Source organism: Risungbinella massiliensis, assembly GCF_000942395.1.
GTDB lineage: Bacteria > Bacillota > Bacilli > Thermoactinomycetales > Thermoactinomycetaceae > Risungbinella > Risungbinella massiliensis.
Map to the genome: position 1 here is coordinate 1,819,847 of NZ_LN812102.1, position 25,633 is coordinate 1,845,479.

A 25,633-nucleotide genomic window follows, 5' to 3' on the forward strand; every position below is an offset into this window, starting at 1 on the left:
AATGAAACTCCCATCAGTGGTTGTTTACTTCTAACACGGATGCTCATCAAAACAGCTGAAACTCCATGTGAGTTTCCCTATCTTCTTTTCCTTTCTCGTATCGAAATCAGCTTTTAATCGGAGTGCGATAAACTTTATTTTCCCCAGTTTTCGGATAACTCATCTATCCAACAACAAAAAAAACCTACTATCGTATCTTCTATCGAATAGTAGGCATGTTTTTGAGCTTTTGTTATTTGATAAAATAACCAACAACTAGTGCTGCGATCATAAACAAAGTAGCCAGAACGGTTGTTAGTTTCCCCAATAATGCATCCATTCCACGTGCTTTTGCTTTCCCCATCACGTGCTCTGCTCCTCCACCGATCGTACCAGATAGACCAGCACTCTTACTGGATTGGAGCAATACAACGAGGATCAATCCCACACTGACAATAGATAGCACAATTTTTGCAGCTAATTCCATCTAGCAAGACCCCCTAAGCCTTTTTCACTCATGTAAATGTATCACAGATACAGTCAAGTCAGCAAATATTTGCCGAAGATAAATCATAAAAAGACACTATAATAGCAATATATTTAAAATTATTTGACCTATTATAGTATGGAAGAAGAAAATAAAACACCTCTCAAATCCTAATTTTTGGGAGGTGTATGCTTTATCAACAACAAACAGAGAATTGATTCTAAACCAGAGTAAAAAAGCCAGTTCCTATTTAGGACCCTGTTAGAAGAATAAGAACTATGATTACTAATATTTTACGATCAGAGTCGGGCGATGATTTTCATTTTCTCCTCCATGCAAATAGAGGACATTTGGCAAATAACCTGCTGTTGTAGTACCCCGAATCCGAAACTGTGTTTTGCCTGTTGTATTGACCATTTGAAAAGCATACGGGGGTAGTTCTACATCTACATAGTGACCATCTACCAATGGAACAGAAAAAGTAGCGATACTGGGTGATGTGGCGTCTACAGAATAATCAGTCTGCTGCAAACCAGAAGTACCAAACACACCCTTTTTGATATCTAATGATAAGTTATGGATCGAACCAGATAGGGATTCACGATAGATCCGTAATTTGACGGATTTAATGGAATGATGATCGGGCAGATCGCTTGTATCAAAGGAGAGAATCGTACGATAAGTGTCCGTATTATACATTCCTTTATCTCCAACCATACTCCGATTACTACTAATTCCATCAATCATGTATCTCCCTACATACCCATCTTCACTTCCTATTGAGTACTTAATAAATTGGGTCGGAATCGAGGAATCAATAATATATTCCTTTGTTTGTACAGCCTCTTTATTCCCTTTGGTCTCCACACTAAAGTATTTTAAAGTAGTTGTAGTACTGATATTGATCGGTTCAGTATACACAGTAGAGCTCGTCGTAGGCGTCGAACCATCAGTGGTGTAATAAGTAGTTCCTGGGATGTTGGTCGTTAGCTTTACCGCAATGGGACCAGCATAGGTTCCGCTTGCATGAGAGGCTGTCGTAGTAATCGTGGATTGATCACTAAAAAATTCCCACATTAATTGACTCGCTTTTGGTCCCCTCCCATCTGTATGACTACCATCTACATTCCCACCTGACCATGTATGGCCCATCGTCTGAATAGAATACTTCTCCATAATAGTGTTACCAGCATTATTTTTGTAGAGATGACGTGTATACGAGTATCCTCCTGGAACTTGACTACTGATGGTTTGGGATGGAGTGTCATGGATACTCTGGTTATCCAATCCGTCATCCGCTAGATCGTTAGTCTGTGCCCATTGGGTAAGGACTTGATCACCATTTTTAGGTATAACCGTGGTATCCCCTGTTCCATGAAATACAATCGTGCGTACCACCCGTTTATGGCTTCCCATTTGATTGTAGGCCGCAATTCCTTGTTTGTCCGGATCAGGGCCACCTGTTGAGTACATAGCGTTGTATGCTCCTACTACAGTCGTAGCTGCTTGGTATTCTAAACCAGCATGAACTGCAATCGCAGAAAACACATCTGGGTAAGTTGCACCCATAATCACACTCATAGCTGCACCTGCAGATAATCCCCCCACATAGATTCGCTTCTGATCAATTGAGTAGTTACTTTTCACACTATTTACTACTCCAACGATCGAAGAAGGCTCCCCTTTGCCGCGAGTTTGATGATTTGGATCAAACCAATTCCAGCAAAAATTAGGATTGGCTGTGGAAGGTTGTTCGGGATACACGACGATAAAATTATATTGCTCTGCGTACGTATTCATTTCTGTTCCAACAGCAAAGTCATCCGGATTTTGGGTACATCCATGAAGCATCACTACGAGAGGCATCGGGTTCCCAGTATAACCCGAAGGAATATAGATCTTATAAACTCGCCCGTCTGGCGCTGTATCGCGCATGTATTGTCCTGATGCATGAATTTCTGGAGTAGAGATGGTCATAGAAGTAACTAATCCTAATAGCAACATAATAACTAACATCACTCGGAAAAAATGATTTTTCTTCCTTACCAACTTGAATCACTCCTATCCTAATTAATTTAATATTCACATAAATTAGAATATAATTATTTACATTCATTGTAAACAGAGAAAAAGAAGTATCTACTTTTTTTGAGAAAAACCATTTGCTTCTCTACTTTTCAGGTAGGTCGGGACGCTCAAACACCAAATTCACATTCAAAATCCTAACAAAAGTCAAATGTTTGCCCTTTTTGAGATGCGACTATGAACGGTAGGGAGCCGGAGCAGATCCCTCAGGACAGGCAGGACAAACAGAAGCGGGAGAACCGGCGGCGCGCCTATGTCTAACTTTGCTTTATGCAACAAGCTGTCAATATTTTTAACTGCAACCAAAAACCAACCTGATAGTTTAAATCAGGTTGGTTTTATTTTTACCAAAAGAAATTTGCTTAATTAAAAAAATCAGCTTCAATTCTATATTTCATATCTTGTATAAACACATTTGGGTCGAACTTAGAGAATCGAAACATTAAGCGATTTAACCAACTAATAAAAGAATATGAATATGTATATTGAAGCGATGTTGTCTGCTCATCTACTTTTTTCAAAAGATACTCTGTTTTGATGTTGGCGATCTTCTCCATCGTGTAAGACTCTACTATTTTTTTCTGATCTGGTGTTTCTAAAAAGTCCAGAATAGTAAAATCAAATTCTTTGTGAACATACTCATCCACAGGTGCCGATTCACGTTTTAAAAAAGACGAACTTACTATTTTCAAATCAAAAGTACGGCGGTAGATACTTCCTACAATCTTATCTGTTATCGAAATCGGGTCATTTGATAACAATTTGGTTGGTGAGCTAATTTTCATTTTGTCCAACGGTCCATAAAAATATAAAAACAGTTGATCAATTGGTACATTGATTATAATTTCAGCTGTATCTTGTAGTTTTGCCATATGATATATCACCCCTTGTTGTTTAAGTAAACTATTATCGAAATGATAATCAGTTCTAAACAGGTTGTCTTTATTTTTCTAGAAGATAAGGGAAAACTATCTCCATAGAAAGATTGATTATACAGATTGGAGAACCTGTTATGATTACTGCTGAAACCTTATGGGTCTTCTTGTTATTATGTGTTATTTATTACGTCGGAATAAAATATATAAACATATCTCAATCATGGAATAGGAAATTATATATCTCATTTTCCCTTTGGTTTGGTTTAATCTTTCTTTTGACATTATGGTTCTTAAGTGATGAAGAAATCACCCAATATTCTTTTCAAGGGATTCTCTTCTCTTTTCTTGTACCTATTATTTCATTATTTGTTAGCTTTATTGTGATTGGATTACCTATCTCATTATTATCTGATCGTATTGCAAAAGATCCATTTCGGATCATCAAATCACTACTAATCCACGTTTCTCCAGTTATTTTATTATCATTTATTAATTGGAGATATTCCGAATTTCTCCTTCTAGCTTTAATCTATTGGGTTATAGATGAACTACTTAGAAGAACGCCTGAAACGAATAAGATAAGAAACATGAAACCGCATTAGATTGCTCACTCCAATCATCTTAAATCGATTTTTAATCTTAATACACAAAAAAGGACGGATTATCTCCGCCCTTCTTTTTTTTAACATTAGTCAGCCAAGTTGTAGAAAGCATCTTCTTTCAAATATTGAGCAGTGTGAGCCAATTGGTCTTCAATCCGGATCAATTGGTTGTATTTTGCTACACGGTCGGTACGGCTAGGAGCACCTGTTTTGATTTGTCCAGCACCAGTTGCAACCGCGATGTCAGCAATAGTGGTGTCTTCAGATTCACCAGAACGGTGAGAGATTACTGCGGTGTATCCAGCACGTTTTGCCATTTCGATCGCATCAAAGGTTTCAGTCAAAGTTCCAATTTGGTTTACTTTGATCAAAATGGAATTTCCAATTCCTTGCTGGATTCCTCTACCCAATCGTTCGGTATTGGTCACAAAGAGGTCATCCCCTACTAGTTGAACTTTGGTACCTAGACGTTCAGTTAGTTGTTTCCAGCCATCCCAGTCATCTTCTGCTAATCCATCTTCAATGGAGACGATTGGATATTTTGAGCTAAGTTCCTCGTAGTAGCTAATCATTTCCTCTGAAGTACGAGTGACACCTTCGCCTTCAAAATGGTATTTTCCATCTTTGAACATTTCCGTAGCAGCAACATCGAGTGCCAGCATTACATCGCTACCTGGTTGGTAACCAGCACGTTCAATTGCTTGAACAATGGTTTCTAGTGCTTCGTCACTAGAAGACAGGTTAGGTGCGAAACCACCTTCGTCTCCTACACTGGTGTTGTGTCCTTTTTCTTTTAGTACTGCTTTTAAGTTGTGGAAAATTTCCGCACCCATGCGAACAGCTTCACGGAAGTTCTCTGCACCAACTGGCATGACCATGAATTCTTGGATGTCCACGTTGTTATCTGCGTGTGCTCCACCATTTAGGATGTTCATCATTGGTACTGGAAGAACTTTTGCATTAAATCCACCTAAGTAAGTGTAAAGAGGTACGCCCAGAGCATTTGCTGCAGCACGTGCTACTGCCATCGATACACCTAAAATCGCATTAGCACCTAATTTTGCTTTGTTGTCCGTTCCATCTAGTTGGATCAACGCTTCGTCAATACCTACTTGATCTGTAGCGTCTAATCCTTCAATTGCCTCTGCAATTACTTCATTTACGTTTTGTACTGCTTTTAATACCCCTTTGCCAAGATAGCGAGCTTTATCTCCATCACGAAGTTCGATTGCTTCATGTGCGCCAGTCGAGGCACCAGACGGAACGATTGCTAGCCCTTTTGCACCAGACTCCAATGTTACTTCTACTTCTACTGTTGGGTTACCACGGGAGTCAAGTACTTCCCGTCCGATGATGGATTCGATCATTGTCATAAGAAAAATCCTCCTTATATAGTTAGCATTTGCTAATCGGTGCTCCATGCTACTCACTCATCTCATCTGAAAATTGGATTCATTACATACCAGATTTTCTCCGTTATGAGTATATTGAAGCAGCTTATTATTTCTCGGTGATCAAGGTTGTTCCAGTCATTTCAGCGGGTTTGTCTACCCCTAACAGATCCAGCATCGTAGGAGTGAGATCTGCTAAGATTCCATCATTACGAAGCTCTACTCCTTTTTTGGTCACAATGCAAGGGACAGGAAAGGTAGTATGCGCGGTATAAGGATTACCATTTAAATCCGTAACCATGTCTGCATTTCCATGATCAGCAGTGATAATGGCAACTCCTTCTTTTTCCAAGACAAGGTCTACAATTTTGCCCAGACATTCATCGACCGTTTCAATCGCTTTGACCGTTGGTTCCAGTTTTCCAGAGTGCCCTACCATGTCCGGATTGGCAAAGTTTAGGATAATCGTATCAAATTTATCTGCCTCAATCTCTTTTAACAAGGCCTCGGTTACTTGATAGGCACTCATTTCTGGTTTCTCATCATAAGTAGCCACATCTTTTGGAGAACTAATCAAAATCCGCTCTTCGCCAGGAAACTCTTCCTCACGCCCTCCATTAAAGAAGAAGGTAACATGAGGGTATTTTTCCGTCTCCGCAATCCGAAGTTGTTTCAGATTGTTTTGAGCGATTACTTCTCCATAGGTATTATCTAAGTTTGTTGGCTTGTATGCAACATACCCATCGACCGCTTCACTAAAATGCGTGAGACATACATAGTATAAGTTGTCCAACTTTTTGGGGCCTCGATCAAAACCTCGGAAATCACTGTTGGTAAATGCTAAGGAGATCTGAATCGCACGGTCTGGACGGAAGTTATAAAAAATGATGGAATCGTTACTATTAATCGTACCCACAGGCTGGTCATTCTCATCTACAATGACTGTTGGCATAACAAATTCATCAAAAATCGACTTCTCATAAGACTCTTTTACCGCTGTAACGGCTTCTTTGTAGTGAGGTCCGTGTCCATACACCATTGCATTATATGATTTCTCTGTACGTTCCCAACGCTTGTCACGATCCATTGCATAATAACGCCCTTGGATCGTTGCGATCTGACCAACACCAATTTCATCCATCTTAGCCTCTAGTTCTTCGATGTAACGGATCGCACTATCAGGTGAGACATCCCGACCATCTAAGAATCCATGAATGTAAACTTTTTGTAGCCGTTCTTTCGCTGCCAATTCCAACAATGCAAAGAGATGTTTGATATGGCTATGTACACCACCATCCGACAACAAACCATACAGGTGTAAGCTACTATCATGCTTTTTTACATGTTCAATCGCATGGAGGAATGTTTCATTATCGAAAAAAGATCCTTCCGAAATTGCTTTTGTAACTCGGGTTAGATCTTGATATACAACCCGGCCAGCACCTATATTGAGATGTCCTACTTCTGAGTTCCCCATCTGTCCTTCAGGAAGTCCTACTGCATTCCCACTTGCTTGGAGAGTAGTATGAGGAAACTGTGTCCAGTATCGGTCAAAGTTTGGTTTCTTTGCATGCGCAACTGCATTTCCTCTTGTTTCATCTCGCAAAGCAAACCCATCGAGAATAATGAGAATCGTCGGTTTGGGACGACTCATATTATTTGCCTCCTTGAACAGCATTTTGAACAAGTTGTGCATAGGATTCCGCTTTTAAACTTGCTCCCCCTACCAATGCTCCATCAATATTTGGCTGAGCAAGGAAAGTAGCAATATTTTCTGGTTTTACACTACCACCATACTGAATCCGCACAGCATCTGCTGTTGTTTGGTCATATATTTCTGCTAATACTTGACGAATATAGCCGATCACTTCTTCTGCGTCCTCTGCAGTTGCTGCTTTTCCTGAACCAATAGCCCAAACTGGCTCATAAGCGATGATTGCTTTTTTAGCATCATCCGCACTTACATCTGCAAGTCCTTTTACTACTTGCTCTTTTACAACCTCATTGGTACGATTTGCTTCTTTTTCTGCTAAGGATTCCCCAACACAGAGAATGGGTACCAACTGATGCGCGATTACAGCACGTACTTTTTGATTGACAACTTCATCTGTTTCGGCAAAATATTGTCTCCGCTCAGAGTGACCTAAAATCACATATTTTGCTCCAACTGTTTGCAGCATAGGAAGACTGATTTCTCCAGTATAAGCACCTTCTGTTTCAAAGTGACAGTTTTGCGCTCCTACTCCTACTTTGTTGCTTACATGCTCTCCCATCCAAGGAAGACTAAGAAATGGAGCACATACTACTGCTTCCACTTGGGAGGGAAACTCCATGTTTCCTAGCTCTTGAAAGAATGCTTTGGTTTCCTCCAGTGTCTTGAACATTTTCCAGTTTCCTGCGATGACCGGTGTTCTCATAAAACGATCTCCTGTTCTACTCTTTATCTTGCAATACCACTACACCTGGTAGCTCTTTGCCCTCCAAAAATTCGAGAGATGCTCCACCACCAGTAGAAATATGATCCACTTCGCTAGCCAACCCTGCTTTTTCGATTGCAGCTGCAGAATCCCCACCACCTACAATACTGTAGGCTTCACTTTCGGCTAAAGCCCTAGCAACAGCATTGGTACCTTTTGCATAGCGATCCATTTCAAATACACCCATCGGCCCATTCCAAATCACCAATGCTGATGACTTAATCACATCTGCAAAGATCTCTGCGGTTTTCGGACCAATATCAACAGCTTCTAAATCAGATGGAATTTGGTCAATCGAGACTGTCTCCACAATAGATGCATTCTCAGAGAATTCATTGATCACTACACAATCGACTGGCATATAGAATTTAACACCTTTTTCTCTCGCTTGCTCCACAAATCCCTTTGCCAATTCTTCTTTATCTGGCTCAAACAGGGATTTTCCGATCTCATGACCTTGGGATTTTATGAATGTATAGGCAAGACCGCCACCTACAATCAGATTGTCCACTTTGCCAAGCAAGTTCTCGATAACCCCGATCTTATCTTTTACTTTTGCACCACCAATAATAGCCGTAAATGGGCGTTTCGGATTGGACAATGCTTGACCTAAGGCATCCAATTCTTTTTGCATCAAAAGACCAGCTACTGCTGGGATATGATCCGCAATACCCGCAGTTGACGCATGAGCTCGATGAGCAGCACCGAATGCATCATTGACAAAAAGATCTGCTAGACCAGCAAATGATTTGGCTAAGTCAGCATCATTTTTCTCTTCCCCAGGATAGAAGCGAACATTTTCGAGTAGCAGAACTTCTCCTTCTTGCAACGAAGAAACTGCTTTTTCAACTTTGGTTCCTACCGCTTCATTTAGTTTTTGAACCGATTGACCCAATAGTTCCGAAAGTCTCTCTGCTACTGGTGTAAGACGCATTTCTTCTACCACTTGGCCCTTTGGACGACCTAAATGGCTAGCTAGTATCACTTTAGCACCTTGACCGACTAAATATTGAATAGTAGGTAGCGCAGCGCGGATCCTTGTATCGTCTGTGATACGGCTTCCTTCCATCGGAACATTAAAATCGACACGACAAAAGACTCTTTTACCCTTCACTTCTACATCACGAACAGACTTTTTATTCATGGTGTTCCTCCTTATGTAAGAAGAAGAGGAGAAATTTCTCCTTTATAAATCGAGAATTCTTCTCCTCTTAACAATTATCATACGGATACATTCTACCTATTAAAGTCCAGCTTTCGCAATATATTCAGCTAGATCTACTACACGGTTTGAGTAACCCCACTCGTTGTCATACCAAGAAACTACTTTAACCATATTCCCTTCCAATACCATCGTGGAAATTGCATCTACTGAGGAGGAATGTGGATCTCCATTGTAGTCAATCGATACAAGTGGCTCTTCAGAGTAGTTCAAAATCCCTTTTAATTTTCCTTCTGCTGCTTCTTTTAGTACTGCATTTACTTCTTCTGCTGTTACTTCTTTATCTAACTCCGCCACTAGGTCGACAACCGATACGTTCTTAACAGGAACACGCATAGCAAAACCGTTTAGTTTACCAGCTAGTTCTGGAAGGACGAGAGACACTGCTTTTGCAGCACCGGTTGTGGTTGGGATAATAGATTCACCTGCTGCACGAGCACGACGCAAGTCTTTATGTGGTAAATCCAAAATTTGTTGGTCGTTGGTGTAAGCATGAACAGTTGTCATCAGACCACGACGAATTCCAAACTCATCATTCAATATTTTTGCTACAGGAGCAAGACAGTTGGTAGTACAAGAAGCATTAGAAATGACGGTGTGAGCAGAAGGATCATATTTCTCTTCGTTTACACCCATTACAATCGTAATATCTTCATTCGTTGCAGGTGCGGAAATGATTACTTTCTTTGCACCACCAGTTAAATGTTTTGCAGCTTGCTCTCTTTTGGTGAAGATCCCAGTTGATTCCACTACGATCTCTACGCCATAGTCTGCCCATTTGAGTTGAGCTGGATCACGTTCTGCCAAAACTGCAACTTCGCGGCCATCTACAGAGAAACCTTTTTCCGTTACTTGTACATCTGCAAAGAGCTTACCATGTACAGAGTCATATTTGAGGAGGTGAGCAATCGTTTTTGAGTCAGTCAAATCATTTACTGCTACGATCTCCAATTCAGGGTGATTCATCATTGCTCGGAATACGTTACGTCCAATACGTCCAAAACCGTTAATCCCGATTTTTGTTTTCGCCATTTTGAAACTCCTCCTAGAATTATTCAGTGGTATTATTGCCTTTCAGTTAGTGCATTATGAACGGGAATGTACCTTTTGAGACTAGGGAGATGGTACCATTCCCTTTTCTTTTGATCAGATATTTAAGATCTTTTTAGCCGCAGCTTCATCCGTGATGAGAATATCCTGCGGGAAAAGAGCGCCAATTGCTTGAATTGCCTCTGCTTTGCTCGCACCACCAGCTACTGCTATTTTGTGCGGAATGCTTGGTAGGTCCTTGATATCTAGCCCAATCGTCTGTACCCGGTGTACGATCTTGCCATGTTTATCAAAGTAGTACCCAAAACTTTCTCCTACCGCATGTGCTTCATCTAGAATTTTTAGTACCTCTCTAGTTGACTCACGCCGAACCGCCATCTTTTTAGCTTCCCCTATGCCATAGACAACAATGTCAGCTTGTTGCAGCATCGCAAGGGTGTCTCGAATTTTTGGTTCATCTGCGAGTGCAAGGTAGGCTGATTCGCTTAGTTGCTCCGGAACATGGAACAATCGATAACTGCCACCTGCTCTCTCTGCTAAGAGTGTTACAACAAAGTTTGCTTCTTTTCTGGCGCTTTCCCCTACTCCACCTCTAGCTGGGAGAAAAAGAGCTCGTTTTAGACGTGCAGAGGGAGTCATCGTCTCGGCAATTGCCCGCATGGTAGAACCACCAGTTACCGCAATTACCTTTTTTTCAGAACCAACCAACTCCATGAGGAGATGTCCAGCCGCACGACCTAGAGCTGTTTTCACCGCTTCTGAACGATCTGAATCACCAGGCAATACGATGACTCGGTTAATATGTAGTAGCTTCGTTAGTTGGGCTTCTAGATCGCTTAAACCTAACAACTCACTCATCGATTGTTCCAACAGCTTAAGAAGTTCTACTCCTTCTTCAGTCAAACGCATGCCAATTGTCGCAATCTCTACTAATCCTTGAGAGCGAAGAAAATCCACTTCGGCTCGTAAGACCCGCTCCGTAGTTTGCAACACCTGTGTCAAGGCTCTACGCCCAACCGGCTGTAAAATGTGGATCTGACGTAATATCTCATACCTTTTTTTCATTACTTCGAGTAAGTCTGGCAACAATTTTCGCTGCACATTCAATAAGTCTATCATCGCTTCCCTCCGGGACTTATTATGTCCCTAGTATACAAAATAAGTCCCTCTATGTCTAAAAAAAATCGACAAGACAATTTTAACGCACCTCCTACTTCTTTGCCAAGGGGTACAATTGTTTTCTTGTCGAAGAACTGGCGATCCCAAGTTCCAGTCGGTATTTTGCTACGGTTCGTCGAGACAATACAATCCCCATTTTGCCCAGCATTTCTGCTATATGTTGATCACTAAACGGTTGAACTGGATTCTCTATCTCTACCAGCTTCTGAATTTCCCGTTTGATTAGAAAAGGTGTCGTCACATCTCCACGTCTTCCTGTAAAAAAGAAGCGGAATGGTACGATCCCTCGAGGGGTCTCCATGTATTTTCCTTGCACAGCTCTACTTACTGTTGATTCATGATAACCCAATTCCTCTGCGACAGCACGCATAGTGAGAGGAGTCAAACCTTCTTCTCCCAGTTCCATATAGAACTGTTGATGATGAACAATCACTTTCGCAATTTGCAACAGTGTCCACTTACTCTGATATAGTGCCCGCTCTAACCAGTTTAGATGGTCTGTAGAAGGAAGTCCTTCTTTCATGGTGAAATCATCCCATGATGTCGGAAGCACTGATTTACTTCGCTCCGATAAGCAAACTTGATAGTCCGACTGATCATAATCTAAATAAACTACCACATCTGGAGCAATATAATCTGACACATCCGTCAATGCGTATCTACCACATGGAAAAGGGTCACATTCTAAAATCTCCTGATACGCTTCTTCGAGCTCCTCTTGAGAAACTTTTAATTCTTCCTGTAGCCAATACCAATCTTTTTCTGCCACTTTTTCTAAATATTTTTCTACTAAGGTAATAGAAAGAGAGGAACTAGACCGTCTCCGTAACTGAAGACAGAGCATCTCAGATGTAGATCTAGCTCCTACTCCAGCAGGTTCTAATGATTGCAATAGCTTCAAGATCTCCCCATAACAGCTAGGATATCTCAATTGAAAGCGCTTACAAAATTCTGCTTCTGAAAGATGTAGTCTACCTCTCTCATCCAGGTTGTAGATAAAGTACTGAAGATACGACTTTCGAAGATCATCCAAGCGTAGATCCCATACTTGCTCCTCTAAATCCTCTACCAGGGTAACGGTTGTCCCTTTTGGGTCCGCTATTTCCCTTAATAAATAAGATTGTACCTTACCATGATTCTGACTTAATAAGCTTGGTTGCTGGTCTTGCAAATAATATTCTAATCCTTCTTGAGAGTATGTTAACAACTCAATACTCTGTCTCAGTTGTGGAGTCATGACCAATTGGCATTGTAACTCTTGGTTTAGAGCAAAATCCCAGCGAACTGCCAAAGGAACACCCCCAATATACTTTGCTTCTAGTATAACATAATGGAAAGAATCTATTGAATGAGAACTTGCGTTTTGCTTATCTGTATGTTACGATATAAAAGTCTCATTTTGCGCCTATAGCTCAGGGGATAGAGCACTGGTCTCCGGAACCAGGTGCCCAAGTTCGATTCTTGGTAGGCGCGCCAAAGGAAAAACGCCTTCTAATCTGCTATTATGCAGTCTAGGAGGCGTTTTTGTTATATATATATGAAATCTACTAAAAAACAACTTTATATTTGGATAAGTGTGCTAAGTTTCCCGATTTTATACTCCATTCATCAATGCATACTTCATAACTTTACTCCTTTTAAAAGGGAATAAAAAAACCAGGCTCCTTAGAGCCTAGTTACATCATTGTTAATCCTATTACTGTCTTGGGAAGAGAACTTCTCCATCTGTTGTTTCAATACGGAACAGAGTAGAGAATTGGTTTACTGCGTTATCGTTTACTGTCAAGATCGAGTTAGCTGGTACGTTGTTTGCTCCACCTGGTGTTAAGCTAACCGTAATTTTGTAGATCTTCGATTGTTTTACGATCGATTTTACATCCATACGGTAACCCATGTATTTAGCATCACGAACGATCAATAAGAAGCCTTGATCAGTATCTTGGTTTACTTGGGATTGTGCACTAGTTGGGAGTAAGTTGTGTTGTAGATAGTAGATACCAGTCTTATCGATACCGCTGATACGATTGAAGTAGCTACCATCGGAAACAGATCCCAACACTTTGTAGTTTAGATAGCCTTCTCCATCATGGAAACGCTCATTAGGAGTTCCATTATATTTTAGATCATCGGTGCTATCGGATAGGCCGTTATCAGTGTTATTGTTGTTATTGTTATTATTATTCCCATTGTCTGTTAAATCGGTTTGGTTGTTATTGGTGTTATTATTATTGTTATTGTTGCTTTGCTCCTGATCCTTAACTGCAGAACCCAATAATTCGCCAATAGCATTACAACCTGTTAATGCAACCATGGCTAGGAGTAGAAATGCTATGGATAAATGCTTGAAATTAAAACGTTTCAATGTTACTCCCCCGTTTTCAAATAAGTTTGCTAAACGCAAAACATAATGTCTATATAAATTTACCTGATTCCCAGCAAATTGCCAAGACGAAAAATGGATTAAATTTTGGGTTTTTATTGTTAGTTCTAGATATTTTCTTATTTTGTCAACGAAATGTTTTCAAATTAGACTTTGTACTGGAATTCAGTTGGAAAACGGCAATGAAAATAAGCAAATCATTTTCCGATTCCTCCCTGTCACTACTATTGATTCTAAAAGAGGAAAACCGGTAAGAATGGGGTAATAAAAAGTTATCTGACCTTTGGCTCTCTTTTATTTGACCTACTTTGACCTTTACGGTATGATAAATTTATCAACATCATTTGAACAGGAGGATTTCAAATGAATTTAGTTCCTTATGTTGTCGAACAAACTTCACGCGGTGAACGATCCTATGACATTTATTCTCGGTTACTAAAGGATCGCATTATTTTATTAGGTGGTCCAGTAACAGACGAACTAGCCAATGCTATCGTGGCTCAGTTACTCTTTTTATCAGCAGATGATCCAGAAAAGGATATTCAGCTCTTCATCAACTCTCCAGGTGGTTCGATCTCTGCTGGAATGGCAATTTATGATACCATGCAATTAGTAAAGCCAGATGTCCAAACTCATTGTATCGGATTGGCTGCATCCATGGGGGCTTTCCTACTTGCTGCTGGGACAAAAGGTAAGCGTTTCGCGCTTCCAAATAGTGAAGTAATGATTCATCAACCACTGGGTGGTGCTCAAGGACAAGCAACCGATATTGAGATCCGTGCAAAACGGATTTTGAGGATGCGTGAAAACTTGAACAAACTTTTAGCTGAATTCACAGGACAACCACTGAAAAAAATAGAGCAAGACACCGATCGAGATAACTTTATGTCTGCTGAAGATGCATTGAAATATGGATTGATTGACAAAGTTATTACTAGAAAAGACGAAGAAAGCAAATAACAGGAAAAGTCCCTGCATAAATTCGATTGCAGGGACTTTTCCTTTACGAATGGCGAAAAGAGTCATACAATAGTTTGTGAAATATCACACAAATGAGGAGCAGTATCATGAACAAATCTCAAAAACAGGAGAAAGGCTTGTTCTGGCTCTGTATTATAATCGCTGTTATCATGGGACTTTCTTTTTTAGGTAAATTCTTCTGAGACTACGATAGTCTAAAAAAAGACGCTCTCCGCACTTGGAGAGCATCTTTTTTTAGACGTACAATACCTCTTCTTCATAATCGGTCGTTTTATTTCGATAGTCTGTTAACACGATCGAGCACATCATAATTAATTCACTTAGGGAGAGAAGGCTTTCCATCCCCCAAATGTAACTCACCAAAACTCCCATCATACTAATTCCTGCCCCCAATAACATAACCGGCCACTGCACCTTTTTCCATAAGATTAGTCCCGTTGCAAAAATAGAGAGCATTGCTAAAAGGCTAACCCATGGAAAAACTTCTTCTGCTGGTTGGTATCGAAACAGACCGTTCACTTCCACTGGAACAACCATAACCCATTGGTAGTGTACCAAAATCCCAATCAACGTCACGATCGCAGTATAAGCATGAAAGCTGATTCGAATTCGATACTGTTCGATCCAATCAACGTGAATTTTCCGCAATTGATCCAAACTTACAAAGATCAAGGTTGGGAATAAGATAACATACAGCAAGAGTCGGATTTGGCTTAGTACTTCTAAGGCAGAACCAGGTCCTAATATATTTCCTAAGGAAAGAACAGTACTATCAAAGAAAAGTGCCAATATGATAAATAGGGTCCAAGCAGAACCCCATAAAGAGGATTCGCGAAAGAGACGAAAGGCAATCAGGGCTAGGATGAAATAGATAACAGTAATGGTGGGATAAATTAATAAATCCATTTTTCCCCTCCGACTAAATATTCGACAGAATTTGTAAGTTCCTATTCTATCATAGTCCTAAACACCTGTATTTACACCTCATAAATGTTACAAAAACAAAAAAACAGAACCAAATAAGCTGGTTCTGTTCCCCTTCCTTACTCATGTCGATCTACAATGGCTACTAAAGCCTCGATCGCTTGTTCTGCATCTTTCCCTTTGGCTCGTAGTATGATCTCAGTACCTTTTCCTACTGCCATCGCCATTACTCCCATGATGCTTTTGGCATTTGCCTCTTTGGAGCCCTTTACAATATGGATTTCCGACACATATTTACCTGCCTCTTGAACAAATTCAGCAGCAGGTCGTGCATGTAAACCGGTTTCTAACTGCACAATCACTTTTTTCTCTACGATCATGCTCATTACACTTCCCCCTTATGTGCTTAGCTGTTTCGCGATCTGTTCTAATTTACGAATTCGGTGGTTGATGGCCGATTTACTCAATTTCCCACTTGGAATTAGTTCCCCAAGCTCCGAGAGATTGGCTTCCGGATATTTTAAACGTATCTCGGCTACTTCTTTTAACTTATCTGGTAGATCCTGTAGTCCTACCTCATCCTGAATTCGTTTGATATTCTCAATTTGGCGCATTGCCGCTTGAATAGATTTGTTCAAGTTCGCAGTTTCACAATTAACGAGACGATTAACGGAGTTTCTCATATCCTTGAGGATGCGAACGTTTTCAAAGTGCAAGAGGGAGGGATGGGCGCCAATCACATTTAAAAACTCCCCGATCTTATCCCCTTCTTTAATATACACGACATATCCTTTTTTTCTTTCTATGATTTTGGCATGTAGGTGAAATTGATTCATTAATTCACTCAATGCCAAACTATGGTCCTCATAAGTAGTAACAATTTCCAAATGATACGAAACACTATCAGGATTATTTACAGAGCCACCAGCTAAAAAAGCTCCTCGCAAATAGGATCGCTTACAACAAGTCTTTTCAATCACATCTTGATAAATCCCATTGTAGCGTTCCCAACTATTCTCCTTTAAGATCCCTAGATCATGTAGAATTCGTTCTGCATGAGATGTAACACGAACAAGATAGACATTATTTTTTTTCAGCCGTGCTTTCTTCCTTACCAATACTTCTGGTTGCACTTGGTAAATACTCTTCAATAACGAGAAAATATGCCTAGCAGTGGCAGGATTCTCCGTCAATAATTCTAAGATCATATGGCGATTTACAATCTGCATTGTGCCATTCATCCGAACCAAAGCGGATAGCTCTGCTTTCTTACAACAAGGCTTTTTTTCTATTTGAGTTAGCTCTTTTTTTGTTTCCGAAGTAAATGACATAGGTGATCCCCTCTAGTGACTCCTATTACTTTCTCATCTGTTCTTGGATAATCCGTAATATGTGCCTACTAATCCTATTCGCATCATGTCGAACGTGATTTTTGTATAGTAACAGATTATCTGAGATAGTTTGTACACCCAAACGTTGGATATTTTCCACATCTGGAATCACCATGCTTTGATTGTGGCTCTCATATTTTTGCTGCATGATAACAGGTGGTACTTCATTATTTATAATCGCATAGTCCAATATCTCTCCAGCATGGTCATGAATAACTTGTACATGATCAAAGGCTGTGTAATGATCAGTTTCCCCTACTTGTGTCATTACATTGCAAACATATATCTTGCAGGCAGCAACCTCACGAATCGCTGCTTGAATCTCTTCTACCAAGAGATTGGGGATAATACTGGTATAGAGGCTTCCTGGTCCGATAATAACCCCATCTGCTTCCCGAATTGCTTCAATCGCTTCTTCTACTGGTGTGACATGAGGTGGATCAAGAAAGACTCTCTTAATTTTTTTCCCTACCTCTGGAATTACTGATTCGCCTCGAACGATGCTTCCATCTTCCATCTCAGCACAAAGCACCACATTTTCCCGACATGCGGGCAAAACACGCCCTCGAACTGCTAGAACACGACTCATCTCTTGGATTGCGAGAGTAAAATCACCTGTGATCTCTTTCATCGCAGCAATCATTAAGTTCCCTAATGTATGACCAGCTAATCCTTCTCCACTCTCAAAACGGTATTGCAATACACTCTGCAATAAGGGCTCTGTATCTGCTAAGGCGACCAATACGTTTCGTATATCCCCTGGGGCTGGAATCTGTAAGTCATTGCGCAATCTACCAGAACTCCCACCATCATCGGCAACGGTTACGATTGCTGTAATGTCTAAATCAAATTTTTTTAAGCCTCTTAGCAAGACGGAAAGACCTGTTCCTCCGCCGATACAAACCACTTTGGGAGGCGAAGGAAGCATTTCTTCCACTATCATAACCTACCCGCCCTTCTTATCCATATCTCGATGGATGATTCGGCTCCGATGATTTTCTTCAAGTTGTCGATTCATATGTTCCGCTATGGCAACAGATCGATGCTGTCCACCGGTACACCCAATCCCAATCACTAGATGTGATTTTCCTTCTTTGTGGTAATGCGGGATTAAAAACTGTAGCATATCCCCTAACTTCTGAACAAAATCTTTTGTTTCACTTTGTTCCATCACATAGTCCCGTACTTCTTCATCAAGACCTGTTTTTGGTCTCATTGATTCAATGTAGTAGGGGTTAGGGATAAATCGTACGTCAAAAACCAAATCAGCATCGATTGGCATACCATGCTTAAACCCAAAAGAGACAATACTCACATCGAGTTTGGAGGATTCGAATTGAGAATAGGCTCGAATGATCTCCTCCTTGAGCTGACTTGGTTTGAGATCGGTTGTATCAATTATATAATCTGCTTGCCCACGAACTTCTTCTAACAGCTCACGCTCTTTGCGAATTCCTTCTAGCAAAGTGCCACTCTCCGCTAAAGGATGGCGCCTACGCGTCTGTTTGTAGCGTCTCACCAACGTTTCATTACGCGCCTCTAAGAAGAGAATCTGGTATTGAATTTGTTTTTCTTGTTTGAGGGACTCTAGCGAATCAACAAGAGAGGAGAAGAACTGACGTCCTCTCATATCAATCACTACTGCGACTTTACGTAACTTCCGGTTAGATTCATCTAGTAGTTCAGCAAATTTCGTGAGGAGAACCGGAGGAAGATTATCAATACAGAAAAAGTCTAGATCTTCAAAACACTGCATCGCTACTGTTTTCCCGGCACCTGACATTCCCGTAATCACTACGATGTTTAATGGTTGAAAGTCGCTCATAAATTGATCCCTTCTTTTTTGCTTCACTTTACGCATTATACAAAAAGTCCTGCGGCTCCAATCATTCCAGCATCATTTCCCAACTTGGCAGCCACGATTTCGACTCCTTGAGCGGCATGTGGGTCTGTTTTTTGTTTCCACGAATTGCGGAGAGGTTCTAGTAATTGTTCACCTGCAAGTGCTACTCCTCCACCGATCACAAATCGAGCTGGATTTAATACAACCGAAAGAATGGAAAGAACTTCTGCCAATGCTTCCACTACTTGTTCCAATACTTCTTTGGCAGCTGGATCATTTTGGGCTGCTAGTTCGAATACTGTTTTAGGACTAATCTCGATTGCTTTCGATAGCTTCGTATATTCTCCATATTCCACCATCGCTTCTTTTGCTAAACGAATAATTCCTGTAGCAGAGGAGATCGTCTCTAAACAGCCTCGTTTTCCACAATTACAATCCACGCCATTTGGGTCTACTACAATATGGCCGATTTCACCTGCTGAGTCGCTGAAACCATGCACCAAGTTACCATTGACGATTACTCCGCCACCTACACCTGTACCAAGTGTGATGCAAACAAGATCCTGTACTCCTTTTCCAGCACCGCTCCAAGCCTCTCCAAGGGCTGCGGCATTAGCATCATTTTCAATTTTAACAGGTTTACCCCAAGCTTGCTCTAAACGCGCCTTGATTGGAACATCCTTCCAAAAGAGATTCGTTAAATTTTTTACGATCCCTTTCTTGATATCTAGAAATCCTGGAAGTCCAAATCCGATACCTTGGATTTCAATCCAATCTATTCCAGCTTCCTTCGCAAGATCTTGAGCAACATGAATGATCTGCTGAATCGACTCTTCCGCATTTCCTTTTCCTCTGGTTGGATGCTGAACCTGGAACAAAACTTCTCCGAATTCATTTATAATCCCTAATTTGATATTGGTTCCCCCAAGATCAATTCCAATCCATTTGCTCATGATAACTAGGTCTCCTCACCTTATCGCTAAGAAATTCTTGATTAGATCAAGGTTCTCATATATTTTTCATTTTAAAATGGGTTCGGTATACTTTCTGTTATAACAAAAATAGTACACAAAAAAAAGACGCGGATCTCCCGCGCCACTACAGAGTATGCATCATCATAAGGGGTATTGCTAGTTTAGGATACAGTATTTCGATCAAGAAATAATCTTGTTTCTCTAAAGGTTCGGTTAAGCTTGTTGTTCCAAGAAGTCCACTACTTGTTCCTTGGTTTTGGCATCTCGACTTGGTAAGCGATCTACCTCTTTGCCATCTTGAAATACAATAAATGTTGGGATTCCCTTCACATTGTATTTTTCTGCTACTTCTCTTGCATCATCTACATCTAACTCAGCAAAGTCAAACTTACCTTGGAATTGCCCTTCAATCTCAGGGAGATCCGGTGCGATTCGTTTACAATCTATGCACCAGCTTGCACTGAACTCCACCACTTTTTTGCCGGATTCTATAAAGTTCTGGAAATCTTGTTGAGTTAACTTATTCATCTAGCGTACCTCCTTGGATAGTTAAGCATGTCAGGTAAGGTTGTAGTAGCTTCGCTTTGCGAGCAACCGTAGAACTAGCTACTTTGTACTTTTCTGCTACTTTCGACTGTGAAAGTGCGAGACCATGAGACTTGATTACTACATATTCCAATGCAGCAGCCCAAGCCTCCACCTTGCGTATGGTATCGAGATTAGTAGTAGATTGTTCCTTCAACCATACTTCCCAGAGGATTTTGGCATCACGCCTTACTTCTTCTTCGTACTCTTCCATTTGCTCTTGGCAGAGTCTCAAAACTTGCTTCCATTTTGGAATACCTTCTGGTTGTTTATCCGGTTGATCCAATCGAATCCATTGATCTTCGTACCAAAGCATATAGGGTGGCTCCGCATTTTTGCGACGCAACAAGAAAAGTGCAATCTGCTTCAGTTCATCTTCTTCTTCCCGCTTTTGCAAAAACGAACGAAGCATTGGTTCACTGTCTAAACTCGGATTCCACCCTAACACATTAAGCACTTGAACCTTGGCTTGATGATTGCCATGTTGAAGTGCCCATTCACAAGATTCTTGAAGAAGAGCTGTCGGATCCATTTCCTCAAATCCCTCTTCTTCCTCACGATTCATCCGTAATATCTCTTCTTCATATGGCAGATGAAAACGATAACGAATTGGCTGGAAGTTTTGAAAGTCTTCTCTTTTCCATACCTTTAATTGATCTAAATAAAACCGAGGTATATCCGATTCAGGATCGATGGCTTGAGCTTGCTTCCAGAATCGCTGTGCCAACTCGATTCTGCCAATGTTGACAGAAGCTGTTGCAGCATAATGATATAGCGTTGCTTCTGGATGCTCTTCTACTTTGAGAATCCGTGTAAACAACTCATATGCCATATAATGTTGACCTAAAATCCCCATGGTAATCCCGAGCTTATATGCATGTTCCACTTGAAATGGAACCAACTTTTTTAGCATGTCCAAGATTTGATTCCTTTGTTCAGGCTTACCAATCTCTTGGGTTAGAATCGCTAAATTACAAAGCCCATGAAGATTACTCGGATCCGCTTCTAGCACCTCATTCACCTTGGCCATCGCCAACTCTAGCTTACCCAAATAGTAGTAAGAAAGAGCGAGGTTATTGCGAGCCGGGAGAAACTCTGGATGTTCTTGCGTCAGTTTTTCCAAAATCTCTGTCGCTTGCAAAAAACGCCCTTCACCAAGATGCCAGCGAGCTTCATCATGTTTTTGCAAAAAGTCTGGTAGAGCATGAGAAACTGGTTCTTTTGTTGGTCTCCCCAATTCAAAAGAAAGCATGTACAAAAGTTCTTCTGCTTCTTCTGCAAATTCTCCGTCTGGCTCACGGCTCAAATATTCTACCAAATACTCTTCGGATTGCTCGTATTCTTCAAGATGAGTAGCATTGTTAGCCAGATAAAACCAACATTCTCCTAGATTTGCATCTATTTCTGTTAAAACATGTAGCAGTAGCTGGCTCGACTCTTCAAATTGACTCAACTCAGCCAAAAGTCCAGCTAAATTAATGTAGTGAACAGGGTTGTCAGGTTCTTTTTCAAGTGCTAAACGAAAATACTTCTGTGCTTTGGTGTAGTCGCGACGATTCAGATACTTCACCGCACGATCATAATAAAAACCTGCATCTAAAGTAAAAGCTATCACTTTTTCCTTTTGATCGGATTGGCTATAAGTACTTTTCTTCATAATCCCCTCCACCCAGCAAAAAAGGGCGTTCAGCTGGTGGTCTGGTGCTTTTGCAAGTATACCATAGTTTGGGATTGTTACATACCAGCGCGAAATAGGGTGCTTATAGATCCTCCTGTAATATTAATTTTGATCGCTTCCGCTAAAAGGGATGCTACGGAAAGAACTCGAAAACGTTCTGAGATAGGATCCATTGGTAACGTATCCGCTACTACAACCTCTTGAATCGCTGGGTGAATAAGTCGCTCGACTGCATTAGCGGAGAACACTGGATGAGTTGCACAGATATACGCAGGATTCGCTCCTTTTGCTTGAAGATGTTCTACAACACTTACTATCGTTCCACCCGTATCAATCATATCTTCAATGATAATCGGAGTTCTTCCCTCTACTTCCCCAATGATATGGGTAACACGAGCAGCATTGTGAGCTGGTCTCTTCTTCATCATGATCGCAAAGGGAGCATCGAGATAGGTTGCTAGCTTTTCCGCAGCTTTAGCACGTCCAGCATCTGGAGAAACAACAACGGGATTTGTAATTCCCTTTTGCAGAAGATATTCCGTGATAGAGTCGATCATCGTTAGGTGATCTACTGGAATGTTGAAGAATCCTTGAATCGCTGGAGCGTGCAGATCAAATGTGATAACCCGGTCAATCCCTACATTCGCTAATAAATCAGCAATCATTTTCCCCGTAATCGGTTCCCGTGGGGCATCTTTCTTTTCTTGGCGTGCGTATGCAAAATACGGTATTACAGCAGTAATACTGCGAGCGGAAGCACGTTTTGCCGCATCAGCCATGATCAGAAGCTCCATGATGTTCTCATTAATCGGATGAGAAAAAGTTTGTACCAAGAAAATATCGCAATTACGTACCGATTCTTCATAATGCACATAGATCTCACCTGATTTGAATCGATTAATCTGAACCTTACCCAGTTCTATATGTAAAGCGCTTGCAATTTGTTCTGCCAAAATAGGATGTGAAGTACCCGAGAAAACTTTGATCTGTTCCATAAGATCCTCCCACAAGATTCCAGAGTCGTTCTATCAACGTCTCTACTAATTTATATATTCAGTCAAATGTTATTATAAAAGAGTATAGATCAAATGGAACATAAAAAAGTTACAATTTGTTCATATTTTTAAAAAGTTTTTATTAAGAAGATAGAGTAAAACGGTATTATTAGGACATTCCTACGGATCGGAATGAATGCATTTAGTAGAAAGAGTGATGTGCAATGACAGTGAAACAAAACAAACTAGATCAATTCTTTCTCAAAATGGGGGTACAGAAAGAGAAACCGACGATCTGGAAACTAATGATTCTATTCTCCCTGCTCTATACTATTTTTTATGGGATCGACGTCTTTTGGCAAGATAGTCATCAAATCTATGATCCTGTTAATACCTCGCCAGGTAACGAGTTTTTAAATACCGAAACAGGCCAACCTTATCGTACCAAAGCCAATATATTAGCAACTTCCGTAAGTCTCTTGATGATCCCGGCTTTTGCTTTTATAGGAGCTTTTTTCTCTTGGGTATTAGTTCAGTTCTTTCAAGCTACAACTACGTTCCGAAAAATGTACCATCTACATATCGTTTGTAGCGCCATTTTGATTATCAGTGCGCTAGCAGAGTTGATCTACCATTTTTTCGACCCTACAGCAGAATCAATACCGTTTCAATTAGGTTATTACATCTCATCTAATGGAACTTGGCTCGGAGGTGCTCTGCAAGCAATTGATCTGTTCGAGATCCTGTACTTTATCCTCTTAGCATTTGGTCTAAAACTGATTACACAGCTAAATTGGGGACGAGCCAGTTGTATCAGTATCTTTATTTTCGCAGTCGTCTATTTCTTTCATTTTGCCCGATTTGCACTAGGGAATCTTTACTAACATTCTTGATATCATAGTCCATGCAAATAAGCCCCTTCTAACAACCTACACTTAGAAGGGGCTTATTGATAATCTAGGATTCCTTTTTCGCTTTTGATTCTTGAACACTTTTACTCTGTTGATCCAAAATTCCCCACAACACTTTTCGTTCCTGATCAATCTTCGTTTTGTCCAGTTTTAGCTGATCTACAATTTCTCTCCAACTATTTTCCTTTGTTTTGAGCGTTAGTACTTCATCTAACGATTTACCACTCACTTTGGACAATATTGCAGCATGAAACAATCCAAACGGACGCACTGGATGCTTTTCCCATAACGTAGCAATTTCTTGATCTTCTTTCCCAAGATACTGTGATATCGTTTTTAATACAATGTCCGGGTTCTTGGTCAAAAGATCTTCCTTTTTCATGTGTGGAAATAGCTGATGCAATTCCCTTCGTACATCCTCCATTGCGATATGATACTTTTGCGCTACTGCTTTCCAATTGCCAAGAGTCGCCTTTTCTTGAATAACTTCCTCAAATGGTCGCTTTCCTTTTTTGGCTATGATTGCACCCATAACCAAATCTTTGGCTGAGAGCTGCTTTTCCTGAGCGATCTGGATTATATGCTCTTTTGGCTGATCTAGATAATTGGCTATCTTTTCAGTTGTTTGTTCCAATCGCTGTTTTTTCTTGGCTTCTTTATCCATCGGTTGTTGCTCTTCTGTCGGTGGAACATCTGGGTCAGCAGCAAAGGAGGACTGGTAAGTTCCGATAACCGATCCCAGTAACATTACCGTCATGAACAAGGAAATGATCATCTTCTTGAAAAACATGTACATCACCTCTTAGCAAGATTTGCTATTAGTCTTGCCCAAAATGATGACAAACTTGAAAGAAATGATAGAATTTGTTTATTTAAGTATATAACTCCATTAGGAGGGATCATCACTCTGGAAAAAGAACCACTATTAAAACCTTTAAAAGTAGATCAACAGAAGTTACAACAGAGTATTGAGTTTATTGAGCGATTCCGCACCCAAAAGTCTTGGTCAGACTACGAAAAATATGCAAGATGTTTGTTATATTTAGGCAAAAAAGACCAAGCAATTCCTTATTTTCTAAAAGCAGCAGAAGATATGGAACGTTTAATTATGATTTTTACTGAAAAAAAAAATCTAGAACAAATGTATCGTTGCAAACATATACAGGCAAATTACTTCCGATTAGCAGAAGATAATGAAAAAAGCCGACAACTCCTACAAGAACTGTTGCCAGCTTATATATCCCTCTACGAACAAATCTATGAAAAAAACGATGAGCAGGGAATCACTGTTGTAAGTCGACTAACCGACTGCCTTTTTTTTATCGAGGATTATGAGAAATCCATCTACTATGGAAAAAAAGTGAGACACTGGTTCCCAATCTCCCTTGGCTATGCCGAAGGTATTCTTTTAAACGACGAAAATAGAATCGTATATACATTAAATTATGTCATGAAGGACATCGAAAGCCAAAAATCACAACCATATGATACAGGTTCAGAGACGAGTTTATGGGATTGGGTTGATATCGGCAGGAGACTTTTAGGACTCCCCTCTAAATTGGATATGCTCCATCTCGAAGAAAATATATAAAAGAGAGTCTAGAAAAACCTAGACTCTCTT

At 40.5% G+C, this 25,633-nt stretch carries 24 protein-coding genes and 1 tRNA gene; 4 read left to right on the forward strand and 21 right to left on the reverse strand.

What is annotated here, in order from left to right; all coding sequences use genetic code 11:
• Positions 1-232: 232 nt before the first annotated feature.
• From secG to rpoN, 10 genes are all read right to left on the reverse strand, one after another.
• Positions 233-466, reverse strand: a complete 234-nt coding sequence (gene secG, locus VJ09_RS09520) for a preprotein translocase subunit SecG (protein ID WP_044641233.1) — start codon at positions 464-466, stop codon at positions 233-235.
• 285 nt (positions 467-751) lie between these two features.
• Positions 752-2,515, reverse strand: a complete 1,764-nt coding sequence (locus tag VJ09_RS09525; protein WP_325063587.1) for an extracellular catalytic domain type 1 short-chain-length polyhydroxyalkanoate depolymerase — start codon at positions 2,513-2,515, stop codon at positions 752-754.
• Positions 2,516-2,913: 398 nt separating this feature from the next.
• The gene (locus VJ09_RS09530; RefSeq protein ID WP_044641234.1) at positions 2,914-3,423 is read right to left on the reverse strand and encodes a hypothetical protein; all 510 of its coding nucleotides are present in this window, start codon (positions 3,421-3,423) and stop codon (positions 2,914-2,916) included.
• 694 nt (positions 3,424-4,117) lie between these two features.
• The gene (gene eno / locus VJ09_RS09540) at positions 4,118-5,404 is read right to left on the reverse strand and encodes a phosphopyruvate hydratase (RefSeq protein WP_044641236.1); all 1,287 of its coding nucleotides are present in this window, start codon (positions 5,402-5,404) and stop codon (positions 4,118-4,120) included.
• A gap of 127 nt (positions 5,405-5,531) precedes the next feature.
• Positions 5,532-7,076, reverse strand: coding sequence for a 2,3-bisphosphoglycerate-independent phosphoglycerate mutase (gpmI, locus tag VJ09_RS09545; protein WP_044641237.1), 1,545 nt, complete (start codon positions 7,074-7,076; stop codon positions 5,532-5,534).
• 1 nt (position 7,077) lies between these two features.
• Positions 7,078-7,839, reverse strand: a complete 762-nt coding sequence (tpiA, locus tag VJ09_RS09550) for a triose-phosphate isomerase (RefSeq protein ID WP_044641238.1) — start codon at positions 7,837-7,839, stop codon at positions 7,078-7,080.
• A 16-nt stretch (positions 7,840-7,855) separates the two neighbouring features.
• Positions 7,856-9,043: a phosphoglycerate kinase gene (locus tag VJ09_RS09555; RefSeq protein WP_044641239.1), complete on the reverse strand. Its 1,188-nt coding sequence runs from the start codon at positions 9,041-9,043 to the stop codon at positions 7,856-7,858.
• A 99-nt stretch (positions 9,044-9,142) separates the two neighbouring features.
• On the reverse strand, positions 9,143-10,153 hold the full coding sequence (gene gap / locus VJ09_RS09560; protein WP_044641240.1) for a type I glyceraldehyde-3-phosphate dehydrogenase: 1,011 nt from the start codon (positions 10,151-10,153) through the stop codon (positions 9,143-9,145).
• Between the two features lie 114 nt (positions 10,154-10,267).
• On the reverse strand, positions 10,268-11,290 hold the full coding sequence (locus VJ09_RS09565; RefSeq protein ID WP_044641241.1) for a sugar-binding transcriptional regulator: 1,023 nt from the start codon (positions 11,288-11,290) through the stop codon (positions 10,268-10,270).
• Positions 11,291-11,381: 91 nt separating this feature from the next.
• Positions 11,382-12,641 carry an RNA polymerase factor sigma-54 gene (rpoN, locus tag VJ09_RS09570; RefSeq protein WP_044641242.1) on the reverse strand — a complete coding sequence of 420 codons (1,260 nt, stop codon included), beginning with the start codon at positions 12,639-12,641 and terminating at the stop codon, positions 11,382-11,384.
• Positions 12,642-12,751: 110 nt separating this feature from the next.
• On the opposite strand from rpoN, the gene VJ09_RS09575 reads away from it, so the two are divergent.
• Positions 12,752-12,826 (forward strand) — tRNA-Arg (locus VJ09_RS09575).
• Positions 12,827-13,046: 220 nt separating this feature from the next.
• Here the strand turns inward: VJ09_RS09575 and VJ09_RS09580 are convergent.
• Positions 13,047-13,712, reverse strand: a complete 666-nt coding sequence (locus tag VJ09_RS09580) for a hypothetical protein (protein ID WP_044641243.1) — start codon at positions 13,710-13,712, stop codon at positions 13,047-13,049.
• Positions 13,713-14,093: 381 nt separating this feature from the next.
• Between VJ09_RS09580 and clpP the strand changes: the two genes are divergently transcribed.
• Positions 14,094-14,690: an ATP-dependent Clp endopeptidase proteolytic subunit ClpP gene (clpP, locus tag VJ09_RS09585; RefSeq protein ID WP_044641244.1), complete on the forward strand. Its 597-nt coding sequence runs from the start codon at positions 14,094-14,096 to the stop codon at positions 14,688-14,690.
• Positions 14,691-14,945: 255 nt separating this feature from the next.
• Here clpP and VJ09_RS09590 read toward each other — a convergent pair whose 3' ends face one another.
• From VJ09_RS09590 to VJ09_RS09630, 9 genes are all read right to left on the reverse strand, one after another.
• Positions 14,946-15,617 carry a hypothetical protein gene (locus VJ09_RS09590; protein ID WP_044641245.1) on the reverse strand — a complete coding sequence of 224 codons (672 nt, stop codon included), beginning with the start codon at positions 15,615-15,617 and terminating at the stop codon, positions 14,946-14,948.
• 137 nt (positions 15,618-15,754) lie between these two features.
• The gene (locus VJ09_RS09595; protein ID WP_044641739.1) at positions 15,755-16,012 is read right to left on the reverse strand and encodes an HPr family phosphocarrier protein; all 258 of its coding nucleotides are present in this window, start codon (positions 16,010-16,012) and stop codon (positions 15,755-15,757) included.
• Positions 16,013-16,033: 21 nt separating this feature from the next.
• The gene (gene whiA / locus VJ09_RS09600; protein WP_044641246.1) at positions 16,034-16,966 is read right to left on the reverse strand and encodes a DNA-binding protein WhiA; all 933 of its coding nucleotides are present in this window, start codon (positions 16,964-16,966) and stop codon (positions 16,034-16,036) included.
• 25 nt (positions 16,967-16,991) lie between these two features.
• Positions 16,992-17,969, reverse strand: coding sequence for a gluconeogenesis factor YvcK family protein (locus VJ09_RS09605; protein ID WP_044641247.1), 978 nt, complete (start codon positions 17,967-17,969; stop codon positions 16,992-16,994).
• Between the two features lie 3 nt (positions 17,970-17,972).
• Complete coding sequence (rapZ, locus tag VJ09_RS09610) at positions 17,973-18,851, reverse strand: RNase adapter RapZ (protein ID WP_044641740.1); 879 nt, start codon at positions 18,849-18,851, stop codon at positions 17,973-17,975.
• Positions 18,852-18,886: 35 nt separating this feature from the next.
• On the reverse strand, positions 18,887-19,822 hold the full coding sequence (locus VJ09_RS09615; RefSeq protein WP_044641248.1) for an ROK family protein: 936 nt from the start codon (positions 19,820-19,822) through the stop codon (positions 18,887-18,889).
• A 234-nt stretch (positions 19,823-20,056) separates the two neighbouring features.
• Positions 20,057-20,371 carry a thioredoxin family protein gene (locus VJ09_RS09620; RefSeq protein WP_044641249.1) on the reverse strand — a complete coding sequence of 105 codons (315 nt, stop codon included), beginning with the start codon at positions 20,369-20,371 and terminating at the stop codon, positions 20,057-20,059.
• Positions 20,364-22,085: a tetratricopeptide repeat protein gene (locus VJ09_RS09625; RefSeq protein ID WP_044641250.1), complete on the reverse strand. Its 1,722-nt coding sequence runs from the start codon at positions 22,083-22,085 to the stop codon at positions 20,364-20,366. Before VJ09_RS09625 ends, VJ09_RS09620 begins: the two co-directional genes overlap by 8 nt.
• 77 nt (positions 22,086-22,162) lie before the next feature.
• Positions 22,163-23,101 carry a ribose-phosphate diphosphokinase gene (locus VJ09_RS09630; protein WP_147635463.1) on the reverse strand — a complete coding sequence of 313 codons (939 nt, stop codon included), beginning with the start codon at positions 23,099-23,101 and terminating at the stop codon, positions 22,163-22,165.
• Positions 23,102-23,325: 224 nt separating this feature from the next.
• On the opposite strand from VJ09_RS09630, the gene VJ09_RS09635 reads away from it, so the two are divergent.
• Entirely contained in the window at positions 23,326-23,985 is a 660-nt protein-coding gene (locus VJ09_RS09635; RefSeq protein ID WP_044641252.1) for a YIP1 family protein, read from the forward strand.
• 73 nt (positions 23,986-24,058) lie between these two features.
• Here VJ09_RS09635 and VJ09_RS09640 read toward each other — a convergent pair whose 3' ends face one another.
• Positions 24,059-24,802 carry a hypothetical protein gene (locus VJ09_RS09640; RefSeq protein ID WP_044641253.1) on the reverse strand — a complete coding sequence of 248 codons (744 nt, stop codon included), beginning with the start codon at positions 24,800-24,802 and terminating at the stop codon, positions 24,059-24,061.
• A 243-nt stretch (positions 24,803-25,045) separates the two neighbouring features.
• Between VJ09_RS09640 and VJ09_RS09645 the strand changes: the two genes are divergently transcribed.
• On the forward strand, positions 25,046-25,603 hold the full coding sequence (locus VJ09_RS09645; RefSeq protein WP_044641254.1) for a hypothetical protein: 558 nt from the start codon (positions 25,046-25,048) through the stop codon (positions 25,601-25,603).
• The last annotated feature ends 30 nt before the right edge of the window (positions 25,604-25,633 follow it).

Bases quoted from the DNA above. Each gene is read 5' to 3' on its own strand.
- VJ09_RS09590 (WP_044641245.1), bottom strand. From the start codon at position 15,617: ATGGATTTATTAATTTATCCCACCATTACTGTTATCTATTTCATCCTA.
- rapZ (WP_044641740.1), bottom strand. From the start codon at position 18,851: ATGAGCGACTTTCAACCATTAAACATCGTAGTGATTACGGGAATGTCA.
- VJ09_RS09565 (WP_044641241.1), bottom strand. From the start codon at position 11,290: ATGATAGACTTATTGAATGTGCAGCGAAAATTGTTGCCAGACTTACTC.
- clpP (WP_044641244.1), top strand. From the start codon at position 14,094: ATGAATTTAGTTCCTTATGTTGTCGAACAAACTTCACGCGGTGAACGA.
- VJ09_RS09530 (WP_044641234.1), bottom strand. From the start codon at position 3,423: ATGGCAAAACTACAAGATACAGCTGAAATTATAATCAATGTACCAATT.
- gpmI (WP_044641237.1), bottom strand. From the start codon at position 7,076: ATGAGTCGTCCCAAACCGACGATTCTCATTATTCTCGATGGGTTTGCT.
- VJ09_RS09620 (WP_044641249.1), bottom strand. From the start codon at position 20,371: ATGAATAAGTTAACTCAACAAGATTTCCAGAACTTTATAGAATCCGGC.
- tpiA (WP_044641238.1), bottom strand. From the start codon at position 7,839: ATGAGAACACCGGTCATCGCAGGAAACTGGAAAATGTTCAAGACACTG.
- VJ09_RS09605 (WP_044641247.1), bottom strand. From the start codon at position 17,969: ATGATAGTGGAAGAAATGCTTCCTTCGCCTCCCAAAGTGGTTTGTATC.
- VJ09_RS09625 (WP_044641250.1), bottom strand. From the start codon at position 22,085: ATGAAGAAAAGTACTTATAGCCAATCCGATCAAAAGGAAAAAGTGATA.
- VJ09_RS09635 (WP_044641252.1), top strand. From the start codon at position 23,326: ATGACAGTGAAACAAAACAAACTAGATCAATTCTTTCTCAAAATGGGG.
- VJ09_RS09640 (WP_044641253.1), bottom strand. From the start codon at position 24,802: ATGTTTTTCAAGAAGATGATCATTTCCTTGTTCATGACGGTAATGTTA.
- VJ09_RS09555 (WP_044641239.1), bottom strand. From the start codon at position 9,043: ATGAATAAAAAGTCTGTTCGTGATGTAGAAGTGAAGGGTAAAAGAGTC.
- secG (WP_044641233.1), bottom strand. From the start codon at position 466: ATGGAATTAGCTGCAAAAATTGTGCTATCTATTGTCAGTGTGGGATTG.
- whiA (WP_044641246.1), bottom strand. From the start codon at position 16,966: ATGTCATTTACTTCGGAAACAAAAAAAGAGCTAACTCAAATAGAAAAA.
- VJ09_RS09630 (WP_147635463.1), bottom strand. From the start codon at position 23,101: ATGGAACAGATCAAAGTTTTCTCGGGTACTTCACATCCTATTTTGGCA.
- VJ09_RS09615 (WP_044641248.1), bottom strand. From the start codon at position 19,822: ATGAGCAAATGGATTGGAATTGATCTTGGGGGAACCAATATCAAATTA.
- gap (WP_044641240.1), bottom strand. From the start codon at position 10,153: ATGGCGAAAACAAAAATCGGGATTAACGGTTTTGGACGTATTGGACGT.
- eno (WP_044641236.1), bottom strand. From the start codon at position 5,404: ATGACAATGATCGAATCCATCATCGGACGGGAAGTACTTGACTCCCGT.